Source organism: Lentzea kentuckyensis, from assembly GCF_002150765.1.
Lineage (GTDB): Bacteria > Actinomycetota > Actinomycetes > Mycobacteriales > Pseudonocardiaceae > Lentzea > Lentzea kentuckyensis.
Map to the genome: position 1 here is coordinate 1 of NZ_MUYM01000061.1, position 17525 is coordinate 17525.

Annotated in this window: 20 protein-coding genes and 1 tRNA gene; 3 read left to right on the forward strand and 18 right to left on the reverse strand. The window is 68.3% G+C overall.

Going from position 1 to position 17525, the window contains the following annotated elements; genetic code table 11:
* Positions 1–142 precede the first annotated feature (142 nt).
* The 3 genes from B0F77_RS27000 to B0F77_RS27010 all read right to left on the reverse strand — a co-directional run bounded on the left by B0F77_RS27000 (position 143) and on the right by B0F77_RS27010 (position 2387).
* Positions 143–748, reverse strand: a complete 606-nt coding sequence (locus B0F77_RS27000; RefSeq protein ID WP_086665901.1) for a response regulator transcription factor — start codon at positions 746–748, stop codon at positions 143–145.
* Between the two features lie 301 nt (positions 749–1049).
* The gene (locus tag B0F77_RS27005) at positions 1050–1730 is read right to left on the reverse strand and encodes an SDR family NAD(P)-dependent oxidoreductase (RefSeq protein WP_143466924.1); all 681 of its coding nucleotides are present in this window, start codon (positions 1728–1730) and stop codon (positions 1050–1052) included.
* A gap of 66 nt (positions 1731–1796) precedes the next feature.
* Complete coding sequence (locus tag B0F77_RS27010; protein WP_086665902.1) at positions 1797–2387, reverse strand: TetR/AcrR family transcriptional regulator; 591 nt, start codon at positions 2385–2387, stop codon at positions 1797–1799.
* A gap of 89 nt (positions 2388–2476) precedes the next feature.
* On the opposite strand from B0F77_RS27010, the gene B0F77_RS27015 reads away from it, so the two are divergent.
* From B0F77_RS27015 to lipA, 3 genes are all read left to right on the forward strand, one after another.
* Complete coding sequence (locus B0F77_RS27015; protein ID WP_086665800.1) at positions 2477–2770, forward strand: hypothetical protein; 294 nt, start codon at positions 2477–2479, stop codon at positions 2768–2770.
* 10 nt (positions 2771–2780) lie between these two features.
* Entirely contained in the window at positions 2781–3671 is an 891-nt protein-coding gene (locus tag B0F77_RS27020; protein WP_086665801.1) for an oxidoreductase, read from the forward strand.
* Positions 3672–3920: 249 nt separating this feature from the next.
* Positions 3921–4922, forward strand: a complete 1002-nt coding sequence (gene lipA / locus B0F77_RS27025) for a lipoyl synthase (RefSeq protein WP_086665903.1) — start codon at positions 3921–3923, stop codon at positions 4920–4922.
* A 48-nt stretch (positions 4923–4970) separates the two neighbouring features.
* On the opposite strand, the gene B0F77_RS27030 is transcribed toward lipA, so the two are convergent.
* The 15 genes from B0F77_RS27030 to B0F77_RS27100 form a co-directional block, all read right to left on the reverse strand.
* A complete protein-coding gene (locus B0F77_RS27030; RefSeq protein WP_086665802.1) occupies positions 4971–5729 on the reverse strand; it encodes an SDR family NAD(P)-dependent oxidoreductase in 759 nt (252 codons plus the stop codon).
* Between the two features lie 15 nt (positions 5730–5744).
* Positions 5745–6731, reverse strand: coding sequence for a transketolase family protein (locus tag B0F77_RS27035; RefSeq protein ID WP_086665803.1), 987 nt, complete (start codon positions 6729–6731; stop codon positions 5745–5747).
* Positions 6728–7552 (reverse strand): transketolase, encoded by an 825-nt coding sequence (locus tag B0F77_RS27040; RefSeq protein WP_086665804.1) that lies wholly within the window; start codon positions 7550–7552, stop codon positions 6728–6730. Before B0F77_RS27040 ends, B0F77_RS27035 begins: the two co-directional genes overlap by 4 nt.
* Complete coding sequence (locus B0F77_RS27045) at positions 7545–8864, reverse strand: MFS transporter (protein ID WP_245848687.1); 1320 nt, start codon at positions 8862–8864, stop codon at positions 7545–7547. The genes B0F77_RS27040 and B0F77_RS27045 overlap by 8 nt, the downstream gene beginning before the upstream one ends.
* Positions 8865–8987: 123 nt before the next feature.
* Positions 8988–9644, reverse strand: coding sequence for a GntR family transcriptional regulator (locus B0F77_RS27050; protein WP_245848688.1), 657 nt, complete (start codon positions 9642–9644; stop codon positions 8988–8990).
* Positions 9645–9725: 81 nt separating this feature from the next.
* Positions 9726–10751 carry a saccharopine dehydrogenase family protein gene (locus B0F77_RS27055; protein WP_086665806.1) on the reverse strand — a complete coding sequence of 342 codons (1026 nt, stop codon included), beginning with the start codon at positions 10749–10751 and terminating at the stop codon, positions 9726–9728.
* A 9-nt stretch (positions 10752–10760) separates the two neighbouring features.
* The gene (locus B0F77_RS27060; RefSeq protein WP_086665807.1) at positions 10761–11054 is read right to left on the reverse strand and encodes a hypothetical protein; all 294 of its coding nucleotides are present in this window, start codon (positions 11052–11054) and stop codon (positions 10761–10763) included.
* A 104-nt stretch (positions 11055–11158) separates the two neighbouring features.
* Entirely contained in the window at positions 11159–11626 is a 468-nt protein-coding gene (locus tag B0F77_RS27065) for a GNAT family N-acetyltransferase (protein WP_158102835.1), read from the reverse strand.
* Positions 11627–11641: 15 nt separating this feature from the next.
* Entirely contained in the window at positions 11642–12841 is a 1200-nt protein-coding gene (locus B0F77_RS27070) for a cytochrome P450 (RefSeq protein WP_086665809.1), read from the reverse strand.
* 25 nt (positions 12842–12866) lie between these two features.
* A complete protein-coding gene (locus B0F77_RS27075; RefSeq protein ID WP_086665810.1) occupies positions 12867–13238 on the reverse strand; it encodes a hypothetical protein in 372 nt (123 codons plus the stop codon).
* A gap of 87 nt (positions 13239–13325) precedes the next feature.
* On the reverse strand, positions 13326–15038 hold the full coding sequence (locus B0F77_RS27080) for a hypothetical protein (protein WP_086665811.1): 1713 nt from the start codon (positions 15036–15038) through the stop codon (positions 13326–13328).
* A 5-nt stretch (positions 15039–15043) separates the two neighbouring features.
* Positions 15044–16216 carry a hypothetical protein gene (locus B0F77_RS27085; RefSeq protein WP_086665812.1) on the reverse strand — a complete coding sequence of 391 codons (1173 nt, stop codon included), beginning with the start codon at positions 16214–16216 and terminating at the stop codon, positions 15044–15046.
* The gene (locus tag B0F77_RS27090) at positions 16216–16671 is read right to left on the reverse strand and encodes a hypothetical protein (protein WP_086665813.1); all 456 of its coding nucleotides are present in this window, start codon (positions 16669–16671) and stop codon (positions 16216–16218) included. The genes B0F77_RS27085 and B0F77_RS27090 overlap by 1 nt, the downstream gene beginning before the upstream one ends.
* Before the next feature lie 204 nt (positions 16672–16875).
* A tRNA-Val gene (locus tag B0F77_RS27095) sits at positions 16876–16947 on the reverse strand.
* A 35-nt stretch (positions 16948–16982) separates the two neighbouring features.
* Positions 16983–17447: a peroxiredoxin gene (locus B0F77_RS27100; RefSeq protein ID WP_086665814.1), complete on the reverse strand. Its 465-nt coding sequence runs from the start codon at positions 17445–17447 to the stop codon at positions 16983–16985.
* Between the last annotated feature and the right edge of the window lie 78 nt (positions 17448–17525).

Genomic DNA, 17525 nt, shown 5'->3' on the forward strand with positions numbered 1-17525 from the left:
CCTTATGCAAAAGACGTTTGCGGTCGTCCGCAAACGTCTTTTGCATAAGGATGGGGCGGCGAGGCGGTGAGCTGGGCTTTTGCAAGTGGGGTTGCGGTCGACCGCAAACGGTCGTTGCAACGGCGCGGCGGCGTCAAGCGGGTTAGAACCAGCCGGCCTTGCGGGCGATGCGGACGGCGTCGACGCGGTTGCGGGCGTCGAGCTTCGCCGTCGCCGCCGTCAGGTAGTTGCGGATGGTGCCGACGGACAGGAAGAGGGTGGTGGCGATCTCCATGGCGTCCGCCCCGTCGGAGGCCAGCCGGAGCACTTCGAGCTCGCGCGGCGTGAGCGGGCACTCGTCGGTGTCCCACGCGGAGAGCGCCAGCTGGGAATCGATGACCCGGCGGCCGACGGAGACGCCGCGGATGGCGTCGGCGAGTTCGTTGACGGGGGCGTCCTTGAGGATGAAACCGTTCACCCTGGCGTTGAGAGCGCGGCGCAGGGTTCCCGGGCGACCGAGACTCGTCAGGATCAAGGTGCGCGTCCCAGGTGCCGTGTCGTGGATGACCGTCGCGGCGGAAAGGCCGTCCATACCGGGAAGGTCGATGTCGAGGACGGCGACGTCCGGTTGACTCTTTGCGACTGCGGGCACGATTTCGTCACCTGTCGCCACTGAGGCGACGACCTCAATATCTGGTTCGAGATTCAACAAGGCGACCAATGCGCCACGGACCATTTGCACGTCCTCGGCGAGTAAGACTCTGATCATCATCAGCCCCCTTGCGCGGTCCCCCTGCCCACTTTTCGAGTTTTACACTCGGTGACCGTGCCGGACAAGCATTTGAGCGGACCCCGCCTTTTACTACTCCGAATGCGCTAGAGGCAATTTGCAACCTCTATAGGCTGATGACGTCCAGTCACTGCACGCTGACACATAGACACGACTCCGGTCACGCACGAGCGGAACTCCAGCGGCCGGCCATATCGGCAATACGGCTCGGGCATCACGTCCGTGAACAAGACAACCGGCCCGGCCGACGAGGCCGGGCCGGGACGCCACGACGAATCGCTCAGCGCGTCTCTCCCCACCGCTCCAGCAGTTCCAGCCCGCCGTCGACGGTGATCACCTGTCCCTGGATCCACGCGGCCTCGTCCGCGCACAGCAACGCCACCGCGTTCGCCACGTCCTCCGGCAGCGTCACCCGGCCGGACGGGCTCTTGATCGCGAGCCGGTCCACCAGTTCCGGGTCGATGTTCATCGGGCCGTTGTCGATCACGGTCGTCACGACGGCGTTCACCGCCACCCGGTACCAGGCCATCTCCAGCGCCAGCGTGCGGATCACGCCGTGCACGGGCGTCACCGTGTAGCCGGCGACGACGACGCGGCCACCGTCGACGAACGCCTTCGCGAGCGGTTCCACGACGTTCAGCAGCGGCGTCATGTCCGGGGAGACGGCGTGGTGCACGAACAGGTCGAGCCGCCCGCGCTCCAGCTTCACCTGTTCGAGCAGCACCCGCACCGCGTGCTCGTCCTGGATGTCCAGCGGCACGACGGACGCCGAACCCGGCTTGCCGCCGAGCACGAGCAGGGCGCGTTCGGCGTCGACGTCGCCGGGGGACGTGGTGATGATGACGTGTGCGCCGTTGTCGCAGAGCTTGCTCGCGATGGCGAGCCCAAGACCGTGCGTGCCCGACGTGACCAGAGCGATCTTGCCGTCGAGTCCCAAGCGCGTGTTGACCGGTTCGATCATGATGCTGACCACCTCGTTGTCCGCGTGGTGATCGACGTTGCGCCCGGTCGCTAGGGCCGAACTCGACTACTTCTTGCGCAAACCCTCCAGAACCCGCAGGATCGCGCGTTCGACCTCACGCCCGGTGCGCTTCGGATCGGACGAGCTCGCGATGGTGCTGGCGCCCGCGGAGAGCGCTCCGAACAGCAGCCGGGCCATGATCTCGACGGGCGCTTCCTCGATCTCCCCGGCGTCCACGAGCAGCTGCACGGCCGTGCGGAGCAAACCGAAGCTGAAGTGCTCTTCCGCCTCACGCCAGCGTTCCCAGCCCATCACGACCGGCGCCTCGTGGACGATGATCCGCTGGTACTCCGGCTCCAGGCACTTGCGGACGTACGCGCGCAGGCCCGCGACCGCCGTCTCCCACGCGTCGCCCTCGCTGGTGACCACCGCGGTCAGCGACTCGATCGACCGGGTCTCGACCTGGGCGAAAACCGCCTCGAACAACGCCTGTTTGCCACTGAAGTGGTGGTAGAGCGCGCCTTTGGTCACGCGGGCGCGCTTGACGACCTCGTCGAGCGAGGTGCCGGCGTAGCCGCGCTTGGTGAAGAGGTCCACCGCGCTGTCGACGAGCGCCTGCCTGGTCGACTCCGAGTACTCGGCGCGTCGTGTTCGCACGGTCGAAACGTATCTCACATACCGGCGGTACGTACCGGTGGTATGGTCGTGTCATACCGAGGGTATGCGAGAAACCGGGGGTACGAGACATGGGCTGGACAGACCACTACCGCCGCCGTGACGCGCTCGACGCCGTGCTGCGCGACGCCCGTCGCGACCCGTCCGCTCCGCTGATCGTGGACCCGGACGTGTTCGGATCGCTGCACGAACTGCTGCTGGCACTCGACCACCGCTGGCAGAACAAGCTGACCGCCCGCATGGAGGCCGCCGCGCTGGAAGGCCCCGTGGACGAGCACGTCGTCACCGCGGAACTGGCCACTGACGAGCCGGTGTTGCGAGCAGTACTGGACGCACACCTATCGCTGGCAGTTACCGGACGGTAGGAATGACTGCATGAGTCGTTGGACCGAAGCCGACATCCCCGACCAGACCGGCCGCACAGTCCTGGTGACCGGTGCGAACTCCGGCCTCGGCCTGCGCACCGCCCAGGTGCTCGCTGGCAGGGGCGCCCACGTGATCATGGGCTGTCGCTCCGTCCAACGAGGTCAGGAGGCCCGGCGAGCCGTCCAGGGGTCGGCCGAGGTGCTCGAACTCGACCTCGCCGACCTCAGCTCGGTGCGCGCCGCGGCCGAGCAGGTCGACCAGCTCGACGTGCTCATCAACAACGCGGGAATCATGGCCGTCCCGTACGGCAAGACGGTCGACGGCTTCGAGCGCCAGTTCGGCACCAACCACCTGGGGCACGCCGCCCTCACCTGGCTGTTGCTGCCCGCGCTGAGGCAACGGCCGGGCGCGCGCGTTGTCACCGTGGCGTCCCTGGCGCACCAGTACGGCCGCATCAACTTCGACGACCCGAACTGGGAGCGTCGCTCGTACAGCTACCGCGGCTCGTACGGCCAGTCGAAGCTCGCCAACATCTTGTTCGCGCGCGAACTGGAACGGCGTTCATCGGACGTGACGTCCATCGCCGCACATCCCGGCGTGACGGTCACCGAACTGACCAACAACATGGCCGACGCGCACAAGTCGTTGTTCCTGCGGCTCGGCGGCAAGATCAGCCACCTGTTCTCGCAGTCCGTCGAGATGGGCGCGCTGCCGCAGCTCTACGCGGCGACGTCACCCGACGCGCGCGGTGGCGAGTACTACGGGCCGGACAGCTTCAACGGGTATCGCGGCCACCCCACCGTCGCGCGGATGACCGCCGCCGCCCGCGACGACCTCGCCGCGAGCCGCCTCTGGGAACTCACGATCAAGCTGACCGGCATCACGCCCGACCTGCCCTGACGCGTCCGCGAGCGCGGGGTGCCGGCGCCCTCGCCCGGGGGGAGTTGGGAAGGCGCCGGCGGAGGCCCGGTCGTCACCTCCGGGCCTGGGACCCATCTTCATCCGGCCGCGTTGTTCATGTTCGACGATGCGTGCGTCAACAACAGATCGCGGACAACGAATCCTCGACCGGAAGCCCGGTTCTGGCACTTATCCTCGGTCGGACGTGCGTGACGCCGGACACGCGAGGGCGCAGCGTAGGGTGAGGTGGTGACTGTGGTACCTGAGGGTCGGAAGCTGCTGCGGCTCGAGGTCCGCAACAGCCAGACGCCGATCGAGAAGAAGCCCTCGTGGATCAAGACGCGGGCGAAGATGGGCCCCGAGTACCGGGAGCTCAAGAGTCTGGTCAAGCGCGAGGGCCTGCACACGGTCTGCGAAGAGGCCGGCTGTCCCAACATCTACGAGTGCTGGGAAGACCGCGAGGCCACGTTCCTGATCGGCGGCGAGCAGTGCACCCGGCGCTGCGACTTCTGCCAGATCGACACGGGCAAGCCCGCCGACCTCGACCGCGACGAGCCCCGCCGGGTCGCCGAGTCGGTCCAGGCGATGGGCCTGCGCTACTCCACCGTCACCGGTGTCGCCAGGGACGACCTGGAGGACGGCGGCGCGTGGCTGTACGCCGAGACGGTCCGCCAGATCCACGAGATGAACCCCGGCACCGGCGTCGAGCTGCTGATCCCGGACTTCAACGCGGTCCCGGAGCAGCTGGCCGAGGTCTTCGAGTCCCGCCCCGAGGTGCTCGCGCACAACCTGGAGACCGTCCCGCGGATCTTCAAGCGCATCCGCCCGGCGTTCCGCTACGAGCGGTCCCTCGAGGTCATCACCAAGGCCCGCGAGTTCGGCCTGGTCACCAAGTCGAACCTGATCCTCGGCATGGGCGAGACCCCCGAGGAGGTCACCGAGGCGCTCGCCGACCTCTACGACGCGGGCTGCGACATCATCACCATCACGCAGTACCTGCGCCCTTCCCCGCGCCACCACCCGGTCGAGCGCTGGGTGAAGCCGGAGGAGTTCGTCGAGCACAAGGAGACGGCCGAGAAGATCGGCTTCCTCGGTGTGATGGCGGGTCCGCTGGTCCGCTCCTCCTACCGCGCCGGCCGCCTCTACGCGCAGGCGAAGCAGGCGCGCGGCGAGGACCTCCCGGAGAACCTCCAGCACCTGCTGACCGTGTCGGCGTCGCAGGAGATCACCAGCCTGCTCGCGCCCCGCTGAGTCCACGCGAAATGGGCGGTCCGGCGTTCCGGACCGCCCATTTCGCGTTCAGTGGATGTGCGAACCGCCGTTGACGTCGTAGGTGGCGCCGGTGACATAGCCGGTGTCCGGGCGGCACAGGAACGCGATGACTTCAGCGACATCGGCGACAGCGCCGGTGCGCTGGACCGGGATGCCGGCCACCATCGCGGCCTTGCGTTCGTCGGACAGCTTGCCCGCGGTGATGTCGGTGTCGATCAGGCCAGGCGCGACGGAGTTGACCGTGACACCGTTCGGGCCGAGTTCCCGCGCCAGCGCACGGGAGAACCCGAGCAGCGCGGCCTTGGCCGCCGAGTAGGCGACGCCGCCGAACACACCGCCGCCGCGTTCAGCCGACACCGACGACAGCATGACGATCCGGCCGAAACCACGATCGGCCATGGCCGGGGCGATCCGCCGCGTCATCAGGTAGCTGCCGCGGACGTTCACCTCGAACACCCGGTCCCACTCGGCGTCGTCGACGTCGAGGAAACGCACCGGCGAGGTGATGCCCGCGTTGTTCACCAACGCCCCGATCGGCGCGAGCGTCGACTCCACAGTGGACACCGTGGCGTCCACCTCGTCGCGATCGGTCACGTCGGCGCGCAAGCCGATCGCGCGCACGCCGTGGAGTCCGGAGATCTCGTCGGCGGCGGCCTTCGCGCCGGCCTCGTCGAGGTCGAGGACCGCGATCTCCCACCCGGCCGCGGCCAGTGCGTGGGCGGTGGCCCTGCCGATGCCGCGTTCGGACGCCGCGCCGGTGATCACAGCGGTGCGAATGGAGGTCATGAGGGGCTCTCCTGCTCAGAGTTCGGCGCGCACACGCGCGGTGATGGCGTCGACGGACAGGCCGTAGCGGTCGTGCAGGGTCGGCAGCGCACCCGCGGCGAGGAACTCGTCCGGCAGCGCGATCGGCACGATTCGCCTGCCTCGTCCCGCGAACGCCAGACAGGAGGCCACCGACTCGGCGAGACCGCCCACCACCGAGTGGTTCTCCAGGGTGACGACGAGCCGATCGCCTGCCGTTTCCCGCAGTACCGTCTCGGTGTCGAACGGCTTGATGGTCGGCACGTGCAGCACGGCGGCGTCGACGTGGTCACGCTCAAGTTGTTGCGCTGCTTGGAGTGCGCGCATGGTCATGAGTCCGGTGGAGATCATGAGCACGTCCCTGCCCGTGCGCAGCGGCGCGGCTTTGCCGAGTTCGAACGTGTAGTCGTACTCGTCGAGCACCGTGGGCACGTTGCCGCGCAACAACCTCATGTAGGTGGGGCCGGGTGCGGCGGCGAGCGCGGGCACTGCCTGCTCGATGTCGACCGAGTCGCACGGGTCGACGATCGTCAGGTTCGGCATCGCCCGCAGGATCGCGAGGTCCTCGGTGGCCTGGTGGCTCGGCCCGTACCCGGTCGTCAGCCCTGGCAGCGCTCCCACGACGTTGACGTTCAACGCCGGTTCGGCGATGTCCAGGCACAGGAAGTCGTACGCGCGCCGAGTCGCGAACACCGAGTAGGTCGACGCGAACGGCACCAGCCCGACCTCGGCCATTCCCGCTGCGGCACCGAGCATGACCTGCTCCGCCATGCCCATCTGGAAGAACCGCTCCGGGAACGCCTTGCGGAACACGTGCATGTCGGTGTACTTGGCGAGGTCGGCGGACAGGCCGACGACGTCGGTGCGCTCCTGGGCGAGCCGAACGAGTGCCTGACCGAACGGCGCCTTCGCGGTGCGCTGGCCCTCGTCGGCGAACGAGGCGATCATCGCCGAGGTGGTGAGCCTCTTCGTCGGGGTCGTCATGCGGGAACCTCCAGCGCCTCGCGGGCGAGCTGCCACTCGTGCGGCTCGACGGGCATGAAGTGGGCTTTGGGCCTGGATTCCAGGAACGGCACGCCGTGGCCGACCTTGGTGTCGCAGATCAGCACGGAGGGCGCGTCGCGGTGTTCCGCGAGCAGGTCGAACGCGGCGACCAGCTGACCGATGTCGTTGCCGTCGACTCGCAGTGCGCGCCAGCCGAACGACTTCCACTTGTCCAGCAACGGTTCCGTGCGCAACACACCGGCGGTCGGGCCATCCGCCTGCAACGCGTTGACGTCGATGATCGCCGTGACGTTGCCGAGGCCGTGGTGGGCGCACGCGAGCGCGGCCTCCCAGGTGGAGCCCTCGTCAAGTTCACCGTCGGAGAGCAGGTTGAACACCCGCGCGCCGCTGCCTTGGTACCGCAGGCCGAGCGCCATTCCGGTGGCGACGCCCAACCCGTGGCCGAGCGAGCCGCCGGAAATCTCCATGCCCGGCGTGTACGAGGCCATCCCGGACATCGGCAGGCGGGAGTCGTCGCAGCCGTAGGTCTGCAGCTCCGCCACGTCGAGCACACCGGCCTCGGCGAGCGCCGCGTACAGCGCGATGGCGTAGTGCCCGATGGACAACAGGAACCGGTCGCGGCCATCCCACTCCGGGTCGTCCGGGCGGAACCTCAGCTGATCGCCGTAGGCCACGGCCAGCACGTCGGCGACGCCCAGCGCCTGGCCGATGTAGCCCTGGCCCTGCACCTCCCCCATGTCGAGCGCGTACCGCCGGATCCGCCGTGCCGACTCCTGGAGCCGGCGCACTCGCTCAGACAACCGCTTCTTCCTTTCGCGTCACCACGTTCTGCCGCTGGGCGGGTCCCCACGTCTCGCGTGTGGTGACCGCGGCGAGCAGTCCCAGAAGTCCGTAACCGGAGAACAGCAGTGCCGGCCCGATCCACCCCGTGCCCGCGTAGAGCGCCGTCGCGATCAGCGGGGTGAACCCGGAGACGACCGCCGAGATCTGGTAGGCCAGCGACACTCCCGCCGTGCGGGTCCTGGCGTCGAACAACTCCGAGAACCACGCGCCCTGCACCCCGGCCAGCGAGTTCTGGCAGACCGCGTAGCTGATGACGAACGCGACCACGATCAGCGCCGCCGCACCGGTGTTCACCGTCAGGAACAGCGGTACGCCCCAGGCGAGCGTGATCACGCAGCCGAGCAGGTAGATCGGCCGGCGCCCGACGTGGTCCGACGCGTGCCCCCACAACGTGGTCGCCGCGATGCCGACGGCCGCCGCGGTGGTGAGCGCGAACAGGCTGAGCGAGCCGGACACCAGCGGTTCGTCGCCCATCTTCAGGTAGGACAACATGAACGTGACAGACACCGCGTAACCCGCCGTCTCCGCGATCCGCAGGCAGAAGGCCCGCAGCACGTTGCGCCAGTCGTCGCGCAGGACCTCCCACAGCGGGTTCTTCGCGCGCTGACCGGATTCCTTGAGCTCCTCGAACTCCGGCGACTCGTCGATCTTGAGCCGGATCAGGATCCCGACCACGATCAGCACCGCGGACAGCAGGAACGGCAACCGCCACGCCCACGTGCCGGGCAGCTGCGCGCTGAACAGGAACGCGATGTTCGCCAGCAGCAACCCGACCGGGAACCCGGCCTGGGTGATCCCGGTGTACAGCCCTTTTCGCCGCCACGGCGCGTGCTCGAACGTCATCAGGATCGCGCCGCCCCACTCGGCGCCGAACGCGAGGCCCTGCACGACGCGCACGGCGACGAGCAGCAACGGGGCCAGCACGCCCACCGTCTCGTAGGTGGGCAGACAGCCGATCAGCACCGTCGCCACGCCCATCAGCAACAACGACGCGACCAGCACCGGCTTGCGCCCGATCCGGTCCCCGAGGTGGCCCGCGATGATCCCGCCGATCGGGCGCACCGCGAACCCGATGCCCAGCGTGGCGAACGAGAGCAGCGACGCCGACAGCGGATCGGACGACGGGAAGAACGCGTGGCCGAAGTAGAGCGCGGCGGCCGTCCCGAACCCGATGAAGTCGTAGGTCTCGATGGTCGCGCCGATTCCGCAGCCGACCGCGACCCGCATCTTCTGAGGGCTGCCTTCGACAAGTCTCTGAGAACTCTCCACGCGAGCCTCCTTGCTCAGTGTTGAGTGTCAACAGTCGAGTGTTGGGAGCGAGTCTGCGTGCTCGACTGTTCGACTGTCAACACCCAACAGTCGGGGCGTCACCCCGAGTGATCAGCTCGTTGATCAGGACTGGACGGTCAGCCTCTCGGCAGCTTCCAGCATGTGCTCGTCGATGACGGCCCGCGCGGCCTGCGCGTCACCCTGTTCGATCGCGCGCACGATCGGCCGGTGATGATCAGCGGACAGCGTGACCTCGCGGTCCTGTCCGGCCGCGGCACTCATCACGACCACCCGCGTCGGTCCTTCCAGCTGCCGCCACGCCTTGAGCAGCATGGTGTTGCCGGACAGCTCGCAGAGCAGCGCGTGAAACCCGAGGTCGAGATCGATCTGCTCGACGAGGCCGGTCGCGTCGTTCAGCTTCGCCAGCGCCGCCTCCAGCACCCCGACCGCCTCCTGCCGGCGCGGCGACGCGATGAGTTCGGTGACCGCCAGCGCCTCCAGGGCACCCCGCACCCGATACAGCTCGCGCACCTCGTCCGGCGACAGGACGCGCACCCGCAGCATGCCCCGCAGCCCGGCCGTGACCAGCCCCTCCTGTTCGAGGTGACGCAGTGCCTCGCGAACCGTCCCGCGGCTGATCGACAGACGGCCGGCGATCTCGACCTCGCCGAGGTGATCGCCCGGCGCGTACTGCCCGGAGAAGATCGCGGACCGCAGCACCACCAGCGCCCGCTCCCGCAGGGTCGAACGGTCGAGGCTCGGCAGGGCGTCTGTGCTCACGTTTCCGATCGTATCCGAATGTCGACAGTCAACGTTCGGTCGCGAGGCGGCGCTCCGCACCTCGAGAAGTGAGACGAACGATCAGGTTGAGCGGACCTCGCTCGCGACGACGCCGTCGAGCTCGCGCACGAAGTCGGCGCCGAACGCGCTGGACGGCGTGTGCGAGCCGGGGGCGACGCCGTTGATCTTGCCGATGGCGCGCAGCACGGAGTCCGCGGTGAGGCTGTAGGCGTTGGGCGTGGTGATCGCGCATTCGACCTTGGTCCGCGCGTCCCACGCCTCGCCGAACACCTCGGCCCTGGTGTTCGCGCGCCTGCGCTCGTCCGGGCCCTTCACCTTTCCGGCGACGGACTTCGCAACGCTCTGCACGAGCGGTGCCTGCAGCACGGGCGCGAACACCTGCTGCAGCTGTCCGATCACACCGGGCACGATCGTGTACGTCGTGATGTTCGGTATGCCGGTCGAACGGTATGCAGTAGACACGTCACCCCACGGGATACTGCCTACCTCTCGCGGCCCCGACCGGAAGTGGGCGGTGCGCCTGCGGTGTCCGATGCGGACGCTCTTGAGGTCACCGTTCTCGCGGATCCGCCCACCGACGGCGGCGGCCTCCACGGACGTTTTGGTCGTGCCCGGGCTCGCTCCTCCTCCGACGACGAACGCGAGGTCGAGGTGCGTGGCGCTCGGTAGCGCGTTCTTCAGGATCGCGGCGACACAGTCCGTGGGCACGACATCGAACCCGGCACCGGGCAACAACACGATGCCGGCCTTGCGCGCGTCAATGTCCTTCTGTCCGATGGACTCGAAAACGTCGATCTCGCCGGTGATGTCGAGGTAGTGCGTACGGGTCGTCAGGCACGCTTCGACCATCGCGGAGGAGGTGTGCGCGAATGGGCCGGCGCAGTGCACGACGGCGTCGACGTCCTCGAGGTGCGCCGGCGCCTGGCTCAGATCGAACGCCCGGTGCTCGAGCCCCAGCGCGTCCGCGATCGGCTCGACCTTCTCCCTCGTGCGACCGGCGAGGATCGGCCGTTCCCCGCGCTTGACCGCGAGCTCGGCGATGAGACGTCCGGTGTAGCCGTTGGCCCCGTAGACCATCCACGTCATGCCGCGACCTTACCGGCGAGTAGTGGTGCGGGAAGCGACCAAAGAGGCGATCAGCAGTAGTGCGCCGATCCCGAGCAACGGCAACGACCAGAGCAGCCGGCGGTGCCTCAGATCGGCGCAGATGTCCACATAGGCCGGACTGACCGCCGCGGCCGCCGGATTGTCGACGCCGAAGCCCAAACCGTTCCCGCACGGGACCAGCGAGCCGCTCGGTGCCTCCACCGCCAGCATCACGAGCAGGATCGCTCCTCCGCCCAGCAAGAAGGCGAGGCCGACCACGACAGCGAAGGTGCGGACTGACATGGAAGAAAGTTACGTCTCAAATGGACCGGGGGATAGCCCTGGTCAGACGCATTGGGGTTGATCCCCTAATCCCCGGCTAAACGCTCTCACGCCCCCGCGTCCCACTATTCGGGCGAGAACGAATAGCGCTGCTCCACCCGGCCGTTGCGCGGATGCGGCGCAGGGTCGCCGACCTTGATCCATCCCAGGCGTTCGTACAGCCGCACGCCCCTGACGTTGTCGACGTAGACCAACAGCTCGGCGTTCTCGTATCCGTGCTCGATCAACGCATCGGGCAGCGCCCGGAGCAACGCCTCCCCCACGCGCCTGCCCCACGCGTCCGGGTGCACTCCGACGTAGTTGATGTACGCGGTGCCGGTCTCTTGTGGACCTCCGGCGAGAAACCCCACCGCCTCACCGTCTTCGCGGGCGAGCAGCAACAGCGACGGCTCGTTCGCGAGCGCGTTCTCGATGCCGGGACGCGCTTGTGCCAGCGTCGGAACCTCGTCGTAGCCGTCTCTGACCGCGACCGCGTGCGCCCAGATCAGCGCGGCCGCGTCGACGTGCTCAGGTCCCCCATGAATGATCTCCACACTGGCCAGCGTAGGTCAGCGGCGCAGCACGACGGGCAGCGTTTTGAGGCTGACCATGATGTCGTTGTGCGTCACTTCCGGCTGCTCCTCACCCGAGTACGCGGTGTGCGGGAACCGGGCGGTGAGCTGCCGCAGCACCGTTTCGGTCTCCAGGCGGGCGAGCGTCGAGCCCAGGCAGAAGTGCGGGCCGTGACCGAACGTCGCGTGCCCGGTCGTCTCGCGGTCGACCCGGTACCGCGCGGCGTCCTCGTGCGCCAGCGGGCACCGTCCCGCGGAGCCGAGGTTGATCAGCAGCAAGGTGTCCTTGGGGACAGTGGTGCCGTCGATCTCGACGGGCTCGGTGGTGATGCGGTGCGTGGCGCTGCGGACCGGTGAGTTCTGCCGCAGCGTCTCCTCGACGAGCACCGGCACCAGCCCGGGATCGGCGGCGGCCTTCTCCCACAGCCCGTTGTCCAACGCGTCGTGTGCAACGTTCGCGATGAGGCTCGCCGTCGTCTCGTGTCCCGCCACGACCAGAAGGAACGCCATCGCCATCAGTTCGTCGTGTGTGAGGCGGTCCCCGTCGTCGTCGGCTGCGACCAACGCGCCGAACAACGAACCCGCGTCCAGCCCGCCGCCCGTGAGCAAGGTGTGGAAGTAGCCGCCGAGCGCGTCGCTGGCGGGCTGGGAGATCTCGGGGTCCATCGACATCATCGTCTCGATCAACGTGCGAACCCGCGCGCGGTCCTGCTCCGGCACGCCGAGCACCTCGCCGATCACGTGCAACGGCATAGGCACGGCCAACGCCTGGACGAGATCGATCCGCGTGTCGGCCGGGAGTCGGTCGATCAGTTGCGTGGTGATCTCATCGATGCGTGGCGCCAGCTCCTGCACCGCCTGGCCGTTGAACGCCTTCACCGCGAGCGCGCGCAACCGTGCGTGCTTCGGGTTGTCGCTGTTGAGCATGCTCGGCCCGAACAACCCGGTGAGGTCCGTCTGCGTGCTGCCGAGCTCGGCGAGCTGACGCTTGATCTCGCGCTGCAGGGCATCGCTGTCCTTGGACAGCCTGCGGTCCGCCAGCAGCTTGCGAGTGAGCTCCAGCCCAACCGTGACCACGTGCACTTTGACCCCATTGGGCAACGTCACGGGATGCAGGGGCCCCTCCGCCCGTGCGTCGTCCTCGATCCGATGGTGCTCACGCGCGCGTAGATCGCCACCGGTCAGCAGGTTCGACATTGGTCGGCAGCCTCCAGAAACGTCACTACTGCAGTGCGTCGAGCACCCCGACCGTTTCTACCGCAGGCAGCCGCGGCGGGGGCGCGGCGATCGCCTTTCGTCCCAGCACCCAACCCGGCAGGTGGTGCTGCAACGCGGCCCGCCCCTGCACCGTGATGTCGACCGGCGCCGCCATCCCGTGGTCCATCGCCCGCTCCGGCCTGACCCAGGTGACCCACCCGCGCAACTGCAGGATCTCCAGGTCGTCCGCGTCCCACTGCTTGGCCGGCCGGTGCTCCAGGTACCAGCTCGTGGCCCCGCGGTGCACGCCACCCTGTTCCACGAGGGCGAGCAGCTTGATCTGCTCCTGGGTGACGGTGCCGCTGACGGGCTTCGCGGCCTTGCCCTTGCGCTTCACAGGTCGTCGTCCTTCGGAGGTGGTGGGCCCAAACGTCCCCGACAAACGCGGAACAAGATACGGCACCGCGGCGGCTCGTTCCAGCGGTCAGCAGGCACCCGCCGGACCGTCGAGCAGGGCCGGCCCCACGACCTCGACCGCCTTGTTCACGATCTTGAGCTGCGCGCTCCAGGTCTTCTTGCACGACCCGGCGCCCTGGTAGGACTGCCACCTGACCTCGAATTTCCCGCCGCTCACTTCCAGGCGTTGGACGGAGGCCTTCTCGGACGACGGCGCGAACTTCCCGAGGTCGACGGCGCCCACCACGTTCCGCCCGTCGTCGTAGACCACGACGTTGTCCGGCCAGGCGACGCCACCCTGGGAGCAGTGGAAGACAGCGGCGGTCTCCGGCTTCCCGTCCCCGGTGACGTCGCCGCTCGCGATGAGGTCCTTCGCCTGTTTCGGTGCGGACGCGGCCGCCAGCGACACGAACCCCTGTGACTCGGGGATCCCGGGCAGCTTCCCGTCCCGCAGGACGCCTTCGGGGTGCCCGCACAGGCTCGGTACCCGAGCGCTCTTCAGGCTCTCCACCCCGGACAGGTCAGGCGCGGGCACCGGCTCGCTGCTCACCGCCGGTGGCGCGTAGACCCTCAGCACCCCGGTGGCCACGTCCGTGCGCTGCCCGTCCCGCACGACCTGCAGTTTGCCGAGGTGGCAGTAGGTCTGCGGGTCGGGATCCGTGACCGGGCCGACGCAGTCCGGAATGCTCAGGACCGCACGGCCGTTGTCCGCGAGCGGACGCACGACCGTGGCAGGGCTGTCGTCTTCGAGGACCCACTTCCGCCCTTCGAGCTTCCACAGCTTGGACGGCGAGTGCAGCACCTTCTTGCTGGAGTGGTCCTGCTTCGTCTCGTCACACGTCCACGAAACGATCGTGGCGTGCAACGTTCGTGAGTTGTCCCACCACAGGTCGCGCACCTCGATGCCCTGCGCCTTGTTCGGGACGAATCCGGGCGGCGCCGCGGCACCCCAGTCCGTGTCCTCGCTCTGGCCTTCCGCATCCACCACGCGAACCGGGAAGTTGGACTCGCACAGGCCGGGGTTGTTCCGCACCGCGACGGCGAACCTCGTGTCCGCCGCGGTGGGCCCGGAGATGCCCGCGGCGGGGAGGTAGACGTTGGAGTCGACCACATCGACGTCGAGGTGCAGCTTCCCGTCCGGCGACAAGAGCTCCAGCTTCGCCCCGTAGGTGCTGTTGCCGGTGTAGACCTGACCGGCCGTCAGCGCCAGATCCCGCGTGCCCGCGAGAAAGACGCGGAGGTACTTGTCGGCGGTGGTGATCCGCGGCTGGTTCAGCTCGGTCCCGTCGGCGCGGCCAGGAGCGTTCAGGGCGAACTTCCGGAACTTCTTCCCGTCGTTGGCGAGGACCTCGTCGGCCCCGACGGCGGCGATGTAGCTGCACTTCGGACACCGGAACTCGTGTTGCTCACCGGTCTCGGTGTCGATGGCGACCAGCCGTTCGGTGTCCACGTCCTCTCCCAGCAGGTCGGCGCCCGCCAGGAAAGCGACGTACCTCCCGTCGTTCGACCAGACCACCTGGTTGCGCAGCGGGTCCGACCGGTCGAACGGCCTGTTCGCCCTCACGAGGACCTTGTCGCCGCGCATCACCACGAGCTCGTTGAGCGTCGTGTACGCGTAGGTGGGAGCCGCCAGGTCGACCTCGGGCCGCGTGCTGCCGGTGGACCGCAGGACCACGACGGTGACGAGCCCGGCCAGCAGGCACACGGCAGCCGTGAGCAGAACCAGCCTCCTGAGCGGCATCGGCCCTAGTTCCCTTCCGCTGACTTCGGGTCGTGGCTCTTCCAGGAGAGCGAGGAGTCCTGGAGGTACAGCTTCTGATAGCCGGAGTACGGCGTTTTCTCGTTCTCCGCAGGCGCCTTGCCCGTGACCTCGAACTGCTTCCCGGTGGAGTCGACGTCCTGTACGAACGTCCCGTTCGCCGTCGCCACGACGAGTTGCAGCGTGAACTTGCAGTGCTGCGGCCGCTTCGTGAACGCGCCGACGGTCAGCACCTCCGCCTCGCCAGGCCCCAGCTCGATCGTGTGGACCGCGAAGTAGTTGCGCCCCGTCCCCTGCACGATCTCCAGGGCCGTCATCTGTTCCGGGATCGGATTCGGGGTGTCCAGGTCGAACGCGATCTTGATCGTCTCGCGTTCGCCGCCCTGCGTGTACCCCTTGAGGAACGTGCCGTCGAGCGGGGCCGAGCACTGCTTGGCGATCTTCATGTCGGTGATGCGGACAGGCTTGCTGTCGTTGCCCTGCACCGTGATGTTGGTGAACCCGTAGTCCAGCGCGGTGCCACCGTGCTTCTGGTACCACGTCCCGAAGCTCTCGGCCGTCTCGTTCACCGCGACGACGCCCGGCGGCGGCTCGGTCACCGCCTCGGACAACACGTACCGCTGGTCCCGTGCGCTGTTCCGGAAGTTCGTGACGTCCTGGATCTTCAGCGGCGGTGACGAGGACGACGCCGTCTTCAGCTCGTCGTCCGGTCCCCCGCCACCAGCCACCAGCTTCGCGACCACCAGCGTGACACCCACCGCGACGGCCACCGCGGTGACGAGCGCCACGGCCGCGGTGACGGGCTTGACCACGCGACGCCCGGCCTCGGTCGTCTCGTCCGCGGGCAGGTTCGCCAGCATCGACGCCAGGTTGTCGCGCGACTCCAGTTTGATGTGGACGCTCTCCCGCGCGACCAGCACAGCGGCCAGCGACCGCCCGAGCTCGGCCGCGCGCACCCGAACCGCGGTGTCGCCGACTCCGCCACCGAGCGCCTCGATGCCGTGCCGCAGCAACAGTTCCAGCGCGGCGTCGTCCCACACCCCGGCCTGAGACCGAGCCCAGATCCGGCGCAGTTCGGGCAGTTCGAGCGCGGAAACGCCGCGCCCCGCGCGTTCGAGCTCCTCCGCGACGGCGTCGACCAGAGCATCGCCGGCCGGCATCAGCGACCCAGCTCGTCCCGCGCGGCGCCGAGGAACGCGACCTTGGGACCCCTCAGCTGATCCCACAGCGTGCCTTCAGCGGGCTCCTGCCACAGCACGTGGTCGAGAGCCTTCACGTAACCGCGAGCCAGCTCGTGCAGTGACGAGGCGAACAGGACGTGGATCATCCGTTCGCACACCCACAACTCGTCGAGCACATCCAGAGCCCGCGACTTCCAGGCGGGCGTATCGTCCCGGTCCTCGGCCGCGCGTTCCGCCTGCTGGGCAACCCGGATGAACTCTCGCAACAGCTCCAGCCGCTCCGCCCGCCGCGCATCGGCCCGCTCAGCCGTCTGCTTTCGCTGGTCGTTGCGCTCGACCCGGCGCTGCACCGTGGTCTGCACCAGGAAGGAAAGGCCGCCACCGAGCACCACGCCGGTGAGGGAGAGGATCGCGACCCACACCTGTGTCTGCACGGCACGATTCATATCAAACGTTCTGTGTTCCCGTGCTCACTTCTGGTGAGCCTCGCCAAGGCGGCCGAGCAAAGGGGGCGGAGCAGCCACGCTGGGTCGGGACCAACCGCACCGTGGGGGGTTTGGGGGGCTCGGCCCACAAACATCATCCACGGCCGACCGGCGAAAGTGGCGAAGCCACTGAGCAGGGTCGGCCTTCGGCCGTGGGCGCGACAGGGTTCGAACCTGCGACCGCTCGGGTGTAAACCGAGTGCTCTTCCGCTGAGCTACACGCCCCGACCCGGCGCCGAGAGCACCGGGGTACAGCTACATCATGCCTTGAGTGAGGCTACGGCCTTCTTCCAGGCGTCCTGATCGCGGGCCTCACCCGGCGCGTTCACCTCGGCGAAGCGCACCACGCCGGCGGTGTCGATCAGGAACGTGCCCCGCAGCGCCATGCCCACGGCCTCGTTGAACACGCCGTACGACTGCGCGACGGCGCCGTGCGGCCAGAAGTCCGAGAGCAGCGGGAACTGGTAGCCCTCCTGGTTCGCCCAGGCCTTCAGGGCGAACGGGGAGTCCACCGAGATGCCCAGCACCTGGACGTTCTCGTCCTCGTACGTCGCGAGTTCGTCGCGCAACTGACAGAGCTCGCCGTTGCAGATGCCACTGAACGCGAACGGGTAGAAGACCAGAAGCACGTTCTTCGCACCACGGAACGACGACAGCGTCACAGGCTGCTTGTTGTAGTCGTTGAGCGTGAAGTCCGGGGCTTCCGAACCGACCTCGACCGCCATGAAACAGACCCCTCCGGTTGACCAAGACGAATCCACGGGCGACGCAAGCACGCCCGTGGATCAACCCTATGTCAGCCC